A 15,325-nucleotide genomic window follows, 5' to 3' on the forward strand; every position below is an offset into this window, starting at 1 on the left:
GATGAATCCGGACAATCTGATTGAAATCCGTGACCTCAGTGTCGAGTTTGTCACCGGTGAACATCACCACCGCGTGGTCAACCAGGTGAGTTTCGACATCAAACGGGGTGAGACCCTGGCACTGGTCGGCGAAAGCGGCTCCGGAAAGTCGGTAACGGCCCACTCGATCCTGCGGCTGCTGCCCTACCCGTTGGCGCGACACCCGAGCGGCACTATCGAATACGCCGGGCAAGACCTGCTGACCCTTAAAGAAAAGACCCTGCGGCATATTCGCGGCAACCGCATTGCAATGATCTTCCAGGAGCCGATGACCTCGTTGAACCCGCTGCACTCCATCGAGAAGCAAATCAACGAAGTACTCGGCCTGCACAAGGGCCTGACGGGCAAGGCCGCCACCCGGCGCACCCTGGAATTGCTGGAGCTGGTGGGCATCCCCGAACCGCACAAACGCCTCAAGGCGCTGCCCCACGAATTGTCCGGCGGCCAGCGCCAGCGGGTGATGATCGCCATGGCGTTGGCCAATGAGCCGGAGCTGCTGATCGCCGATGAGCCGACCACGGCCCTGGATGTCACCGTGCAGTTGAAGATCCTGGAGTTGCTCAAGGAGTTGCAGGCGCGGCTGGGCATGGCGCTGTTGCTGATCAGCCACGACCTCAACCTGGTGCGACGCATCGCCCATCGCGTGTGCGTGATGCAGCAAGGTTGCATCGTGGAGCAGGCCGAGTGCGAGACATTGTTCCGGTCGCCCCAGCACCCCTATACCCAGGAATTATTGGCAGCAGAGCCCAGCGGCGGGCCGGCCGGCAATGAGGTCGGCCCACCGTTGCTGGAAGTAGACGACCTGAAAGTCTGGTTCCCGATCAAGAAGGGCTTTTTGCGCAACACCGTGGATTACGTCAAGGCGGTGGACGGCATCAATTTCAGCCTGCCCCAGGGACAAACCCTGGGCATCGTCGGTGAAAGTGGCTCGGGCAAGTCCACCCTGGGCCTGGCGATTTTGCGCCTGATCGGCAGCAAGGGCGGGATACGCTTCGAAGGCCAGCAACTGGACACGCTTACCCAGCAACAGGTGCGCCCGTTGCGCCGGGAAATGCAGGTGGTGTTCCAGGACCCATTCGGCAGCCTGAGCCCGCGCATGTGCGTCAGCGAAATCGTCGGCGAGGGCTTGCGCATCCACAAGATGGGCACGCCTGACGAGCAGGAAGCAGCGATTATCGCAGCGCTCAGGGAAGTGGGCCTGGACCCCGAATCCCGTCATCGCTACCCCCACGAATTCTCCGGTGGCCAACGCCAACGTATCGCCATCGCCCGCGCCCTGGTGCTCAAGCCGCGCCTGATTTTGCTGGACGAGCCCACCTCGGCCCTGGACCGCACGGTACAACGCCAGGTGGTTGAGTTGCTGCGCGGCTTGCAGGCCAAGTACAACTTGACGTACCTGTTTATCAGCCATGACCTGGCGGTGGTGAAGGCGCTCAGCCACCAACTGATGGTGGTCAAGCAAGGCCAGGTGGTGGAGCAAGGCGATGCCAAGGCGATTTTTGCCGACCCACAACATGCCTACACCCGCCAATTGCTCAAGGCCGCCTTTTTGGTACCTGCCTGACATCACATCAAGGCTGACGCCACTGGCGGTGTGTGTAAAGATCAGCCCTCGATCTCTCAAGGGATGGAGCCACCGCCATGTCGCTGAACACCACTGCCCGCCCCGCTCAGGCGCCTTGTTTCTGGCGCGACGAACGCTTGCCGTTTATCGAGGCGCGCACCATTGCCGACGGGCGCAAAGTCACCTATACCCGGCACGCCCATGAGCACTTTTCCATCGGTGCGATCACCACCGGGCGCAGCTATTACCACTACGACACACAGACGTTCGAGATCAGCGCAGGCACCGTGGTGCTGATGAACCCCGGCGACGTGCACGCCTGTAACCCTATCCAGAATGAGCATTGGTCCTACCATATGCTCTACCTGGACACACCCTGGCTGACCGACCTGCAGCACCAGTTGGGTTTCAGCACCGACCAGGGTTACCGTCCGTTCAGCACCCCCTATACCCGAGACGTCTCGCTGTATAACGGCTTATTGGCGTTGTACCGACTGTTGGTGGATGAGCAGGCCGAACTGCTGCACAAACAGAGCGCGCTGGTAGGTTACTTCAGCGAAGTCCAGCAGCGTTTGAACCCGTCGCTTACGCCGATACGGGAGGTCAATCACAAGCTGGAGCATGCAGCGGACTTCATCCGTGAACACTGCACCGAGGCGTTGAAGCTGGAGGACATTTGCCTGGCAGCCGAGCTATCGCCGTCGTACCTGATTCGCGCCTTCAAGCAGTATTACGGGCTGACACCCCATGCCTTCCTGGTCAATCGCCGTATCCAGTTCGCCCGCGCTCGATTGCGCGACGGCGAACTGATTGCCGATGTCGCCCTGGCCGCAGGCTTTGCCGACCAGGCGCACTTCCAGCGCACGTTCAAACAGCACTTTGCCGCCACGCCCGGGCAGTACCGCGAGAACCTCAAGCCATCAGCAAATAACCCACACTGGCCACCAGCAACGCGGCCATTGAGCGGTTGAACAGGCGCACGCCCTGCGGGTTGTTCAGGTAGCGACGCAAGAACGTCCCGGCATACGCCCAGCACGCCACCGACAGGTAGCAAATCACCAGGTAAAGCGCCGCAAACAGCCATACCTGCCTGGCGTCGCCATCGGCCACGAACAACCCCATCCCCGCCACGCAGGCCAGCCAGGCTTTGGGGTTGAGCCATTGCATGATCGCGCCGTACAGCATTGATGGCGCGGTAGCGGCGCCTTCAGCGTCAAGGCGACCGTCATCCATCGCCAGTTTCCAAGCCATATACAACAGGAAAGCCACCCCGCCCCACTGGATCACCTGAGTCAGTATCGGCCAGCGCACCAGCACTTCATGCAGCCCCAGGCCGATCAGCACCAGCAGTAAAGTGAAGCCGACTGCCGCGCCGAACACATGTTTCTGGCTGGCGGCAAAGCCAAAGCGTGCACCGCTGCTCAGGGCAACCACGTTGACCGGGCCAGGGGTAATGGAGGTGGCCAGGGCGAAAGCAGCCATGGAAATGATCAAGCTCATTGCAGTCCCTTCTTGTTAAGTCAAACACAGGTGACTTCACGGTAAAGGCTCAGACACTGCGGATATTGAACAAAATGCCCCTTGGTGAACATTTGTGGTGATTCTGTAAAGGCGTGATTCCAGGCCTAGACTCACTCTTCATGTCAACACTCAAGCACCTGCTGGTACTGCTCCCGCTGATCATCATGTCCAGTCTGCCCACGCCCAGCCCGACCTGTGCATTGCCCCAACGTGACGAAAAAACGGTCATCGACGAAAACGACGTTGGCGCCTCGTGAGACCATGACGGACCAGCCCTGCCGCTAGCCAATCGCCGAGTGGTGGGGCAAGAGCGTCTGGCTATCCGGTCGTCCCCACCGCCGGATCAAACCACCGCCGCCCGCTCGCGCACAAAGCGCGGCAACTGATCACCCGGCAATGCCTTGCTGAAATACCACCCCTGGATAAACAACTCAGGTCCCGTACTCAAGAACGCCAGTTGCTCGGCAGTCTCCACCCCCTCCACTACCACGCCCAGGTTCAACGCCTCACAAAACCGCAACATGCCGGTCAGCACCTGGGCGCCCTTGGGGTCGCGCTGGGCCACCACAAAACTGCGGTCGATCTTAATAAAGTCCACAGGAAACTGGTGCAGGTAACTCAACGCGGAAAACCCGGTGCCAAAATCATCGAGATACACTTTTGCTCCGGTGGCCTGCAGTTTATGGATGGTTTGGCGGGCGGCGGGAATATCGCTGACCAGCGCATCTTCGGTGATTTCCACCGACACCCGGCCATCCGCCTGGGCAAGAATTTCCACCAGGCGATCACCATAGGCAGCGTCCTTCAAGGTGGCACTGGAAATGTTGATGGTCATGGGCAGTTCAAAGCCGATCTTGCGCCACTTCTGATACTGGCGCACGGCCTGGGACGCCACCCACACGTCCACGTCCGGCATCAGCCTGGCTTGTGCCAGCCATTGCAGGAACTCCCAGGGTGAATGCACCGTGCCGTGGCTGTCCCGGGCGCGCATCAATGCCTCGCACCCGGTGCACAAGCCGGTACGGGTAGACACCTGGGGTTGGAATTCAAGGTAGAACTCGTAATCGCTGATCTGCTGGATCCGGCTCAATTCAACGGCCTGCCGCGCCAGGGTCCGGTGGGAGGCCATTACCGGATCGAACTCCAGCAGGCGGCCTTTTTCTTCGAGTCCGCGAAAGGTCATGTCCAGAGACTTGAGGTAAACCGTGCCACCGTCGATGGACTGACGATGAATGGCCCGCACGTAGGGCGCATACACCAGCGTGCCCATGCCCAACAGCAACACTTGCAGGGCCACAGCCGCCACGTCGCCATGGGTGCTGAGGTAGGCATTGAGCAGCACCGGCGCGGTAAACGGCACGCTGGCCACCGCCGGCGAGACCCAGCCCAATTGCACCACCGTCAAAGCCACCATCGCGTTGAACGCCGGCACCAGTAGAAACGGTATGAACAAACGCGGGTTGAGAATGATCGGCAAGCCAAACAACAGCACCTCGCTGACGTTGAATAACGACAACGGCAAGCTGGCGATCGCCAGTAACCGCATGGAGTGGCTGCGGGAAAACACCAGGATCGCCAGCAGCAGGCACAAGGTCGCGCCCGATCCGCCGATAAACGCAAAACTGCCGAGCAGGCCGTTATTGAGCAGGTATTGGACCGGCTGTCCCGCCGCCAGCGCCGCACCGTTGAGCACCACGGCCTGGTCCAGTACATCGAACAACGGCTGCATGGCATAGACGCCGTGAATGCCGAAGAACCACAGCAGCGAATTCATCAGCGTCACAAACAACCCAGTGCTGTAAGGCGATTGCAACGCATCGAGCACCTGAGGCCCCTGCAATTGCGCCACGTAGGGAATCAGCAACAGCAACGTCAGTATCATCACCAGTGACAACGCCGTGATCGCGCCAGGGATCACCATGTTGATGGTGCCCTTGAGGTTATGCCCAACCAGGTCTTCGTTGACCAGACGTGTCCAGCGAAAACGGTGCAGCCAGGCAATGGCCGGCACATTGATCAAGGGCGAAGGGATGGCAATAAACAGCAGGAAGGTGGCCGACGCCCGGGGATACTCGCGCAATACGAACGTGGCAACCACCACGTGGGCCAGGCACAGGAAGGCGACCGGCAGCTGTGGCAGGCGATGCTGGATCGCCAACATGTAACCGATGGAGGCCGCAACCAGCAAGGGAATCACCGAGCTGATCTGGTTGTGCAACCCCGCCAGGAAACTCACTACCTGAGGGGCGAACCCCAACGCCTGGGCGCACTCGGACAGGATCAGGAATCCGGCGGATACCAACAAACACGGCAGTATCCACAACAACCCCTCGCGAATCGCACGCAACGACTCGGTGCTGGCCAAGACCGCCAGGCGCTGGGTAAGGAAAAGTTTGAACAGCGTTTGCGCCATGAGCCGTCCTCTGCCCGTCACCTATTGCCGCTGGAAGCCAGGGCTGGAAACACACGCTAACGCTACACGCCCTGAGTGCAGGAGCAAAAGACTTTTGCCAAGCCGCACCGCGCTTCTTGGGATAAAACGCACGATAGCTGCACTTATTTCCCACCGAATTATCGAACTTTCTGACTTGAAGCAACCCCTAAGGCTATCTGAGTCGGTATCATCCGCGTCTGTCTGCGTGTTAAAGGATGTTACAACTTGCAAACCAGCAGGTACGCAGTCAGGGAATCAGGCCTGGAACGACAACAGGCACAAAGGAGAGAGCTTCACTATGCAAGACAAGCGGTCAAGCAACATGCGTCCCCTATTTGTCACCATTTTGCTGTGGTTGTGCAGTGTGGTGCTGCTGTTTGTAATCAAGAATGTCATTGAGCTGTTCACCGGGCCTGTCGCTGAAACCTGGGTTGACCTGGCACTGGTGCTAGTCGCTTACCTGATGTTCTTCTTGCTGGCGCCGTTGCAGAACTGGATGCGACGCAGAGCCCGCAAACGTGCGCGCCTTCACCCCAGCGCGCACTCAGGCGATTCCAAGTCCCGTCCTTCGCACTAAGGGCACATCCTTGTCAGCACCCAGCGATACTTACCAGCTCGCCTTGGACAGGTTTTTGCGCGATCAGCCACACATCGCCGCTGAGCTGGACAACCTCAACCCGTTGGCCGCCCAGGCCAGGGGGGAAACCCTGGCGCAGTATCGCGCCGAGCGCTTGCACGAAGCGTTCGAAGCCCACGCGGAGCAGCAACACCTGTTCGCCTGGGAACTGACCCTTAAACTGACGGCCGACTCCACCGAAACCTTCGAGGCCCAGCGCCGCGAAGTGCATAAAGAAGTCGCACAGATGGCCGGTATGGACTGGGTGGAGTATTGCCAGCTGCATGGCCTGGCGGTCTGACCTTTACCCTACAAGTACCAGCGTGGCCGGCTACAGGCCATCACTTGGCGCAATTCGGCGACTGTTACGGTTCGACGCTGCGGATCTATCGCCAACGCCGAATGTAATGCCGGCCAGCAGTGCCTGGGTAATTGCGCGGGCCGAGCCAGCCGGTCAGTGAAAGAGCGTGCGCCGATGCGCTGGCCACTAGCCAGCTCATACACAATGCAAGCCATGCCGTATACGTCCGCAGCGCCGCTCAGCGCACCGCCGTCCAGTAACTCCGGGGCCGCGTAGGCGGGTGTCCAGGCATTGAAACGAGTACGGCTGACACTTGGCAAACCCATCGCCTCCTGCGTCTGAGCATGCCCCAGGCCAAAATCGAACAAACATACGCCCTCCTCTCCCACCATGACGTTGGCGGGTTTCACATCGCCATGCAGGACGTTCTTCTGGTGGATGTAGGCCAAAGCATCCAGCAACTGCAGCGCGATGGGTTGCAGTTCCTGCCAGGGCAAACCATAGGGGCACTCCAGCAGCAGCCGGTCGAGGGTCACCCCTTGCAGCAGCTCCATGGTGAAAAACGCAATTTTGCTGTGGGTGTCGACCTCAAAGGAAAACACCCGTACCACACGGTCATGTCGCAGGCTGCGAGCCAACGCAAACTCGCCGTACAACAGCACATGCGCGTCGGGGCACTGGGAAATGGACTCGCCCAGCAGCTTAAGTGCCACCCTGGAGCAAGGCTGGCCCAATTGCTCATGCAACAGATCGCGCGCGCGGTACACCACACCCATGCCGCCGCTGCCCAGGACGTGCTCAAGGTGATAACGCCCTGCCAGCAGACGGGATGGTGCGACCGCCAGGTTCAAGGTTGCACCACAACTGCGGTCAGGTCATCTCGCACCGGCCTGCGCAACGCCCCGGCGAATAATTGTTCCACCGCCTGCCGGGGCGTTCTCCTGCTCAACGCCCGTCCCACCTCGACATGGCTGAGGGTCTGATACAGGCCATCGCTGCACAGCAGGAATACATCCCCAGGGCGAGTACTGAGCTCCAATACCTCAAGGTCCAAACGCGAGCGCGCACCAACGGCGCGGGTCAAGGCCCTGGCATCGGGGTGCGCCTGGGCTTGCGCCACGCTGATATGACGCTCGTCCATGAGGCGCCGCAGCAGCGAGTGATCCTTGGACAACTGGTACAAGTTCTGGCCCCGCCATAGATAGCAGCGACTGTCTCCAGCCCAGACACAGGCCGCCCGCCCGTTCTCCAACAGCAAGGCAACCACGGTACTGCCCATCGTCGCGCCATCATTTGTGTCGGGCTCTGTCCACGCGCGCCGCAATCGCTGGTTAACGCCTTGCAAACTTTCCCGAACGGCATTGATCCGTTGATGGAGGTTGCCATGAGCCGGCACTGAAGCCAGGTGGCTGACCACCCAACGACTGGCGACATCACCGTGCCGATAGCCGCCCATTCCGTCCGCCACAGCCCAGCAACCGCCATGCGGGTTGTCCAGAAACGCATCTTCATTACGCAGTCGCGCCTGCCCTCGCTGGGTGCGCCCGGCACTGCGCCAATGGGCGCCGGCCTGGCTCACAGTTGCTCCGGCAATCGAAAGGTGCGCCATGTGTCCATATCAAACGGCCCTGGCGTGCGCTGGCTGGTCAGCAGGTAATTGGCGCGCAGACCGGCGAGGTCTGCCTTGAAAATCTGCATATTTGCACCACTTGCGGGTTCTTTCTGCAGCAGATCGAAAAACCGGAACAGCGACCAGGCCCCTGCGTTTTTCTCGATCCCCAACGGGCGCTGCTCCGTACCTCTGTCCAGCACAAGGCTGCTGCGTCCATTCTCTGCCTCGGTGGGCCAATGAAACGGCATGGGCGTGATCGGGCCGTGCCGATATTCCAACTGCTGGTCGCCAAACCGCAGTACGGCTCGGCTGACCGATTGGTCCAGGCTGTAGGGCGCCAAGGTAAATCGCACAGATAACTCCCCCGAGTCCTCGCTGAAAAAGCCGCGGCGGATTACCTGGGTTTTCGTCAGTTGGTCCAGCAGCGAGCGCGAAACCGGCAAACTCTGGCCATCCAACCCACGCAACCTGTAGCGGCTGCCATCGGCGCTGATGAAAGGCCGAAGATATCCCTCATAAAAACGTGCCATTACCCCCTGCGGCTTGAAGAACTCCTGAAAATCATGCAGCGCAACATCACTGCTTGCATGGGCATTGAATGGATAACGTCGGCGAAGGGCCTTGGCATAAAGGCTATGTACGTCGCTTTGATACCGTTGATTGACATGCACATACGCCTGCTCCAGCAAATGCCGCCAACTGTCGTCGGCCACGCCCTCGAACCAACCGGCAAGCGGCAGCGGCAGACGCGCAGCAGCATCACGCAAATTGCCCAGTACATCCTGCTGCCCCTCCATACGCTGTCGAGCCCGCAGGAAGGCCGCCTGTTCTGGCGCACTGTCACGGTTCAATGCCGTGAGTTGCAGGTGCAGCTCACCGAGCAAACGCAACGCCTGGGCCAGCTCTGCGCCGGGGTTGTGCTGCTCATCGAGCAACTGATGCAAGGGTTCAAACCGCTGCTGCAATGCCCGCCGTGGCGCATCGTCAAAAACCGACTGCCCATCCGTCAACGTCGCCTTGGCCAGCCCTGCCAGCTCTCCCGAATGCTGGGACACCTTATCCAGCAGCACATGGCCTGGCAGCAAACGAGTGTTTTCCCGCAACTGCTGCAATAGCCGAATCAACGGGGACTGTGCCGAGGTCAGGCTCATGAGCTGGTCGGCATCCTGGCGCAGGCTGTCGGTCTGTTGCAGCCTGACTCGTCCGAGTACGTCGCTCCAGGCATCGGCATACTCACTGAAGTAGCGTTGCTGCAGTTCTGCCATCAACCGCCGCAGATCCTGTGGCCCCAGGTCGGTGCCCTGCCCCAGCACCCAATTATCCTGAGCGATGGCATTGACCAGCCTCGGGCCCTGCGCCTCAAAGTACTGCACATATCTTTTTGTATAGAAACCGGGAACAGGCGGGTCGATCGTGGCAAATACCTTACCCTCGGCCAGGCGCAACGGTTCCAGGTTGCGCGCTTGTTCGCGCAATACTCGATACACGCCATCGGCCAAAGATTCCCCTCTCAGCACTTCGCGGGCCTGGGCCACTCGTTCATCGTTGAGCGGTGTGACAAACGGCCGTTCAAGCAGCCGTGCCAAGTGCTCTCCCAGACGCTTCTGCGTGGGCATATCCCCGGCAAAACGCACCGACCAAAGGCCTGTCACATGCTGTGCCAGCCAGGTGGCGTCACGGCGCTCGCGCAGATTGAGCATCAAATACGCACGCAGGTTATCCAATAACCGTTCGCGGTCCCCCAGGCTTGCGTCTATCTGTTCTTCAAGCTGCGCGGTTATCCAGACCAGCAGTTGCTGTTGCAGCGCCTGCTCATAAGCCTGGTCTACCCAGGCACGACTCACCTCGCCCTGATACAGGCCGAGGCGCTCGACCAAGCGCACATCCTGCGCCGCCGGAAACACCCGGGTCGCCGCCAACCGCGCATCCAACAGCCCCAACAACGCCGGGCTTTCATCGTTTTGAGCCCCTGTGGCCGGCATCGTCTGGGCGACCAATGCCGCCAGTTGGACCAGGCGTAGCTGGTTGACGCTGTAGCTGTACATCCACAGGCCACCGACACCGCCAAGAATCAGCGCGACTGTCATCGCTTGCAGGCCCTGGCGCTGACGGATGCGCTGCTGCTCCTGGGCTTGCAGGCTGGCAAGACCGGCTTCGGCAAAGATCACCTGGCTGAACAGCCCCCTCACAAAACGTGCATGCCTGTCATCGGCACAGGTCAGGAAGAACCCTCGCAAACCATTGATGGGTTGGTAGCGATGAGCAGAAAAGGCCATTTCAGCGAACAGGCTTACACGCTCACCGACGCGTGCCGCCTGTTGGGGAAACTCCAGGATCTGACCACGACGTTCAACGTTGCCCTCCTGGTGCAGTCGCGCAATCAGCTCACCGTTCAAACGCTGCAACAATCCCTCGACGGCCTCGTGCACCTGAGTAATTTCAGGCATGCCGCTGCCGACGTCCAGTGGCTGCCCCAGCAGACTGTCGGCACTTTCCCCATGGGGTGAATCAAAGAACTCAGCGAATCCCGGCAATCGATCGGCCTGGGTCAACACCAGATAGATCGGCACATCCACATGTAGCGTTTGCCGGATCTCCTGCAAGCGCGCGTGCACACGACGGGCATGGTGATCCAGGTCGTACTCGCTGGTGTTGAGCAACGTGTCTACCGACAGCGCCACCACCACGCCGTTGAGCGGGCGCACCCGGCGGCGCCACCTGAGGAGATTCAGCAGGGTGGCCCAGCCTGCGGCATCCACTGCACTGTCAGGTTGGGTCAGATAGCGCCCCGGGGTGTCGACGAGTACGCCTTCGTCGGCGAAATACCACTCGCAATGAGCACTGCTGCTCGTCGGTCGCCTGTCAGCGTGTTCAGGCGATAACTGCAAGCCGGCTGCCGCCAGCAGCTGCGTCTTGCCACTGCCCGGCTCACCAATCAACAGGTACCAGGGCAACTCATGGCGCCAACGCGCGCTGCGCTCTCCATAACGGCTGGAGGTTTTCAGCAGGTGAACCGCATCCTTGAACCGAGTGCGTACGCAGCGGTATTCGTTCTCCACACGTGTCGACGGCTGCTGGCGGGGCTGGCGCTCAGACCGTGGACGCCGGGCGGCACGACCACCGCCGGCAAGGACCATCACCAACCCCCAAAGCAGAAACACGACACTGATGGTGACCAGGCGAGCCGTCGCGCCCTGCCAAACAGGCTGATCATTCACCGCCAGCAGCGGCCCCCAAAACCACACCACTGCCGCACACGAAAGCGCCAGCAACAGGCTCCAAACCCAAATCCGGCCCAGCACGGCGCCCACACCCTTGAAGAATGCGCTCATTCTTTGCTCCCTGCGTTTACAAGGACGTGCGGATCAAATCCGACGCCGAAAATTGAAGCGGTTGCAGCGCGTTCGCGCGCTCCTTGCTCAGCACCCAGGCAAATCCTGTGTACATTGCCAGCAAGCAAACCAGGGTGAAGATGACCAACCAGGTAACGGGAACAACGCACAACCCCGTACGCCGGCTCGCCCCGTGCATCGCGGGCACGGTTGGCGCCGGCGACGGCTCCCCGCGTACGTGCCGGATCTGGCGATACAAGGCATCGCGAACACCCTCCAGTTGCGACATGCCGCGCTCCATCACTCGGTATTTGCCCTCGAACCCCAGGGATAGGCACAGGTAAAGCAGCTCCAGCATCGGCAGGTTCTTCACCGGGTCGCGTGATAGACGCTCCAGCAGTTGGAAAACTTTTTCGCCCCCGAAGGTTTCGTTATGAAAGCGGCTCAACAGGCTAACCTTCGACCATTCACTCTGTGCCCCCCACGCCGTAGTAACAACCGCCTCATCGATCACACTGCACAACACATAACGCGCAGACATGACTTGGCTGCTTTCAACACCACCCTGCAAGGCGCGGGTTTCGAATTGAGTCACCGTCAATGACAATCGGTCGTTGAGCGTGCCCAGGTCTTCGCGACCAGAGCAGACCCTGAGCGCCACGATCTCGGACAACACCGCCCAAGCCGCAGCCACCAGCGGGTTGAGCCCAGCCTTGAAGCTCGACGCATCGAGCATACGGCCGGCATAGATCATGCGATCTTCCAGCTGCTCATAGCGTGGCGGCGATGGGAAGTCCGTCAATGCCCCCTGTGCAGGCCCATGACCCTCGCGGTCGAGCAGCACGGTTCTTTCATCCTGTGTGTACTCACTGTCCATGGCATTCAATTCCTGATGGCCCAAAAGTTGAGTTCAAGCCCGGCGAAGTCACCGCCTACGTGGAACGCGAAACCGCCCGACTGCTGCAATTGCGCGATTTCGGGGGCACTCATATCGAGGATGAAGTAGGTCTTGCCGGCATGAAACGGAATCTGCCGCGGCGCCACTGGCAGCGGCTTGACCTTGATACCGGCCAGGTGCAGGTTGACCAACTCACGTATGCGCTCTACCGGCCCGACTTTCAGGTGTGCCGGCAGGCGCTGGCGCAGTTCCTCTGCCTCACACTGCGCGGTGGCTGCCAGGATGAACGTGGCCGTGCCGAGCAATTTCAACTCGTTGACCGGGCAGACCAGAACGCCGTACTGGCGTGGTTGCAATGTCAATTCGATCGCATGTTGCTCAAGCACCACCGACAGGACGGCGCGTACGCGCTCCATCAACCCACGAAAACTGGCGCCTTGGTCGCTGTGTCGATAATGCACGTCCAGTTGCGCGCGTTTACTGTCACAGGCGAACGTTGATAGCTCGCCGAGCATCGACACCAACAGGCGGAACAGCGCTTCGGGTCGAACCTGGGCCTGGCTCAGGCAGTGCCGCAGCGCAAGTTCGGTACGATTGATCACCTGCAGCATCAGGAAATCACCGAGTTGTGTGCTTGCAGCCGTGCTCTCGCCACGAATGCGCGCCGCGATGGCATCGCCGCGGCTGGCAAGCAAACCGACGACTTCGTTAAGGCACGACGCCAAGTAGCCATGCTCCTGCACGAAAATGAAGGTCGGGATGAACGCGGTATCCAGGCTCACGCCCCCTTCACCGCTGACGTCCAGTACCTGGGCAACCTTGAGTTTGACGAAGCTCTGATCACCCGCCTGCTCGCCCAATACAAGGCGTAAGTCGGGCCGTGCGCAGCTGATTCGGCAACGCGCATCTACACCCAGGTTGGAGTCTCCCACTTCCACTTCGCATCGCAGGTAACGCGCCAGAACATCGCTCTGTTCAGGCTGGCGGACCTCAAGGTGATTGCCGCTGGCCAGGGGCAGTGCCAGGTAAATGCCCTGCCTGCCCGCATCAGTTGGCACCTGCAACACCAGCGGTTCCATAGCGGCACTCAAATCAAACAAGCTACCGTCCGGCAAGACGCCACTCGCCTGGTTGACCACCAGCTTGCCCAGCTTTAGGTATTGCTCATTCAATTCCAGCGTAAGGAAGCCCCAGGCATCACTGCCCAACAGGCGCGTCTGGTTGAGTTGCTGCTGGTAATAGCGGTCGTTGTGCTGCAAGTGCTGTGGCCGCAGCAACATGCCTTCTTGCCAGATCACTTTATGAACAGGCATCTCAGCGCACCTCCATCCCGGCGAGCGAGTCGACGACGCGTATACCGTCCTGGTCCAGCACCAGATCGGCACGGTTGCGCTGGTGCATAGTCACGGGGATCAACTGCCGCCATTGAACGTGCGGCAAGTCTCGGTAAGCCGCCAACACCCCTACAAAGCGACTGTCGGGACCGATACGGAGTTTGAGCGCCAGGTGGTCACCTGGACGCAGCTCGACTTCTTCACTGCTTACCCAGTCCTTTGCCAGCAATTGCTGCGCCTTGTCATACAGGCTGAAGAAGTCGGCATGTTCGAAGGCTACGCCATGGCGCAGTTCGATCAACTGCACCACCACGGGAGAGGGGCGACCGTGCAGGTCAGGGTTGACGTGCTCGTTGGCGGTCAACACAACGTCCAGCTTGGTCAGCGTGGAAAAAGGCGATACGGCGCTGCAACCCGCCAAGAAACCAAACAAAAGCAACACCAAAGCACGGGTAGCTCGATACATGAATATCATCCTGAAAAATCAATGTGCAGGGAGGAGATCAGGCGCACCTGTTCTTCATAGGCCGTGGCGAAATCGCCGTTCAACGGGCGATCGTTCAACGGCCCTTGCGCCACCAAACGCTGGTAGTGACGCTGGTAAGCACGCCAACGCGCGCCATCGGTGAAAAATCGTGGCGGCTTGCCCTGAGATTCAAAGCACCAGGCCAAATGGTTCGGCTCGAAGGCCGTGTACACCTTGTTCACGGTGCTGCGACACGCAGCCTGCAGCGCGACCTGATGTACCTGCAGCTCCCGATGAGCCAGACCAATGGCCCGCGAGGCGGGCATTTGGCCCAAAGCCCCTGTATCCAGCAGTGCGGATAACGCCGCGTTGGTGTCGCTGAACATTTTCAAAGGGTTCCGGGCTGCGCCCTGACTGTCGAACGACGACCTCCCCCATTCGTGATGCAACTCTTCACGCGTGCGCAGGGCTTGTTGCAGCCCCTGGATCGTCAAGCGAAACAACCCCGCCACCTTGATCGCCAGTACCTCCCTGGCCGCTGGGTCGAGTGCGTCGAGCCCCACGCCCAAGGCCGCCGCGAACTGTGACCAGAACACTTCATCAGTCGAGGGCGCCATTGCACTAACGTGCACCGCAGCAACCTCTACCCCGGGTTCTGCCCGGCGCGGGAATGTCACATGCTCCCTATCGGTCCCGTGGCGTTCGGCCCACACCCCTTGCTCATCAACGGCCTCGCTCAATGCTGCCAGGTCATCCGAGATGGCCTGCTGCTGGTGCTCCAGGTCCAGCGCGTGCAGAGGGTCCAGGGACAGGAAGGCATCATCGGGAATCGGTACTGCCACACTGGCACGCAGCTCGCCGCAAGGTCGTGCGGGTTGCAACAAACGCGCACGTAGCACCAACGCCCCAAGTTCGAATACATCGCCATCATTGATCAATCGCGCCTGCCCCTTGCGCAGGCGTTCAGCACTGCCTGCCACGCCAATACCGTTGCGGCTGATATCAGTCAGGAAATAGCGTCCCTCACGGTAACCGACTAATCCATGGTGACTGGAGAGCACGCGGCTGGGGTCGGGTATCACCCAGTCACATCCGGGGCCGCGGCCAATCACGCCGCCCACTGCGTCAAATACTTTGTGGGCCGAGGGTTCGGCGCTGGCGCTGTCGACCGTACAGACCTCAAACACAAGCTGCATCGTCATGATCCC

14 protein-coding genes are annotated in these 15,325 nt (G+C 60.3%); 5 read left to right on the forward strand and 9 right to left on the reverse strand.

Annotation, left to right across the window (positions count from 1 at the left end):
- Position 1: 1 nt before the first annotated feature.
- Positions 2-1,603, forward strand: a complete 1,602-nt coding sequence (locus E4O98_RS23665; RefSeq protein ID WP_032875996.1) for an ABC transporter ATP-binding protein — start codon at positions 2-4, stop codon at positions 1,601-1,603.
- 77 nt (positions 1,604-1,680) lie between these two features.
- Entirely contained in the window at positions 1,681-2,574 is an 894-nt protein-coding gene (locus E4O98_RS23670; RefSeq protein WP_248136393.1) for an AraC family transcriptional regulator, read from the forward strand.
- On the opposite strand, the gene E4O98_RS23675 is transcribed toward E4O98_RS23670, so the two are convergent.
- Complete coding sequence (locus E4O98_RS23675; protein ID WP_148853701.1) at positions 2,516-3,103, reverse strand: LysE family translocator; 588 nt, start codon at positions 3,101-3,103, stop codon at positions 2,516-2,518. The two genes, E4O98_RS23670 and E4O98_RS23675, sit on opposite strands and share 59 nt — an antisense overlap.
- Before the next feature lie 140 nt (positions 3,104-3,243).
- Here E4O98_RS23675 and E4O98_RS23680 point away from each other — a divergent pair, with 140 nt between their 5' ends.
- Positions 3,244-3,381 carry a hypothetical protein gene (locus E4O98_RS23680; protein WP_187432789.1) on the forward strand — a complete coding sequence of 46 codons (138 nt, stop codon included), beginning with the start codon at positions 3,244-3,246 and terminating at the stop codon, positions 3,379-3,381.
- A gap of 86 nt (positions 3,382-3,467) precedes the next feature.
- On the opposite strand, the gene E4O98_RS23685 is transcribed toward E4O98_RS23680, so the two are convergent.
- Positions 3,468-5,537 (reverse strand): EAL domain-containing protein, encoded by a 2,070-nt coding sequence (locus E4O98_RS23685; protein WP_248136395.1) that lies wholly within the window; start codon positions 5,535-5,537, stop codon positions 3,468-3,470.
- A 343-nt stretch (positions 5,538-5,880) separates the two neighbouring features.
- Here E4O98_RS23685 and E4O98_RS23690 point away from each other — a divergent pair, with 343 nt between their 5' ends.
- Both E4O98_RS23690 and E4O98_RS23695 read left to right on the forward strand, forming a co-directional pair.
- Entirely contained in the window at positions 5,881-6,135 is a 255-nt protein-coding gene (locus E4O98_RS23690; protein WP_228309798.1) for a hypothetical protein, read from the forward strand.
- A gap of 10 nt (positions 6,136-6,145) precedes the next feature.
- Positions 6,146-6,475, forward strand: coding sequence for a DUF6388 family protein (locus tag E4O98_RS23695; protein WP_032876009.1), 330 nt, complete (start codon positions 6,146-6,148; stop codon positions 6,473-6,475).
- A gap of 8 nt (positions 6,476-6,483) precedes the next feature.
- Here the strand turns inward: E4O98_RS23695 and E4O98_RS23700 are convergent, their stop codons facing one another.
- From E4O98_RS23700 to tagH, 7 genes are read right to left on the reverse strand one after another with little or no spacing between them, the layout of a single operon-like run.
- Positions 6,484-7,326 (reverse strand): serine/threonine-protein kinase, encoded by an 843-nt coding sequence (locus E4O98_RS23700; RefSeq protein WP_032876012.1) that lies wholly within the window; start codon positions 7,324-7,326, stop codon positions 6,484-6,486.
- Positions 7,323-8,054, reverse strand: a complete 732-nt coding sequence (locus E4O98_RS23705; RefSeq protein WP_032876015.1) for a PP2C family serine/threonine-protein phosphatase — start codon at positions 8,052-8,054, stop codon at positions 7,323-7,325. Before E4O98_RS23705 ends, E4O98_RS23700 begins: the two co-directional genes overlap by 4 nt.
- The gene (gene tssM / locus E4O98_RS23710; RefSeq protein WP_223018583.1) at positions 8,051-11,419 is read right to left on the reverse strand and encodes a type VI secretion system membrane subunit TssM; all 3,369 of its coding nucleotides are present in this window, start codon (positions 11,417-11,419) and stop codon (positions 8,051-8,053) included. Before tssM ends, E4O98_RS23705 begins: the two co-directional genes overlap by 4 nt.
- A gap of 16 nt (positions 11,420-11,435) precedes the next feature.
- Positions 11,436-12,296 carry a type IVB secretion system protein IcmH/DotU gene (gene icmH, locus E4O98_RS23715; protein WP_148853699.1) on the reverse strand — a complete coding sequence of 287 codons (861 nt, stop codon included), beginning with the start codon at positions 12,294-12,296 and terminating at the stop codon, positions 11,436-11,438.
- Positions 12,297-12,301: 5 nt separating this feature from the next.
- Complete coding sequence (gene tssK, locus E4O98_RS23720; RefSeq protein ID WP_248136397.1) at positions 12,302-13,630, reverse strand: type VI secretion system baseplate subunit TssK; 1,329 nt, start codon at positions 13,628-13,630, stop codon at positions 12,302-12,304.
- 1 nt (position 13,631) lies between these two features.
- The gene (gene tssJ / locus E4O98_RS23725; protein ID WP_032876027.1) at positions 13,632-14,117 is read right to left on the reverse strand and encodes a type VI secretion system lipoprotein TssJ; all 486 of its coding nucleotides are present in this window, start codon (positions 14,115-14,117) and stop codon (positions 13,632-13,634) included.
- A gap of 5 nt (positions 14,118-14,122) precedes the next feature.
- A complete protein-coding gene (tagH, locus tag E4O98_RS23730; protein WP_248136400.1) occupies positions 14,123-15,319 on the reverse strand; it encodes a type VI secretion system-associated FHA domain protein TagH in 1,197 nt (398 codons plus the stop codon).
- Between the last annotated feature and the right edge of the window lie 6 nt (positions 15,320-15,325).

The organism is Pseudomonas sp. W2Jun17 (assembly GCF_023127795.1).
Taxonomy (GTDB): domain Bacteria; phylum Pseudomonadota; class Gammaproteobacteria; order Pseudomonadales; family Pseudomonadaceae; genus Aquipseudomonas; species Aquipseudomonas synxantha_A.

Bases quoted from the DNA above. Each gene is read 5' to 3' on its own strand.
- E4O98_RS23665 (WP_032875996.1), top strand. From the start codon at position 2: ATGAATCCGGACAATCTGATTGAAATCCGTGACCTCAGTGTCGAGTTT.
- E4O98_RS23670 (WP_248136393.1), top strand. From the start codon at position 1,681: ATGTCGCTGAACACCACTGCCCGCCCCGCTCAGGCGCCTTGTTTCTGG.
- E4O98_RS23675 (WP_148853701.1), bottom strand. From the start codon at position 3,103: ATGAGCTTGATCATTTCCATGGCTGCTTTCGCCCTGGCCACCTCCATT.
- E4O98_RS23680 (WP_187432789.1), top strand. From the start codon at position 3,244: ATGTCAACACTCAAGCACCTGCTGGTACTGCTCCCGCTGATCATCATG.
- E4O98_RS23685 (WP_248136395.1), bottom strand. From the start codon at position 5,537: ATGGCGCAAACGCTGTTCAAACTTTTCCTTACCCAGCGCCTGGCGGTC.
- E4O98_RS23690 (WP_228309798.1), top strand. From the start codon at position 5,881: ATGCGTCCCCTATTTGTCACCATTTTGCTGTGGTTGTGCAGTGTGGTG.
- tssM (WP_223018583.1), bottom strand. From the start codon at position 11,419: ATGAGCGCATTCTTCAAGGGTGTGGGCGCCGTGCTGGGCCGGATTTGG.
- icmH (WP_148853699.1), bottom strand. From the start codon at position 12,296: ATGGACAGTGAGTACACACAGGATGAAAGAACCGTGCTGCTCGACCGC.
- tssK (WP_248136397.1), bottom strand. From the start codon at position 13,630: ATGCCTGTTCATAAAGTGATCTGGCAAGAAGGCATGTTGCTGCGGCCA.
- tssJ (WP_032876027.1), bottom strand. From the start codon at position 14,117: ATGTATCGAGCTACCCGTGCTTTGGTGTTGCTTTTGTTTGGTTTCTTG.
- tagH (WP_248136400.1), bottom strand. From the start codon at position 15,319: ATGACGATGCAGCTTGTGTTTGAGGTCTGTACGGTCGACAGCGCCAGC.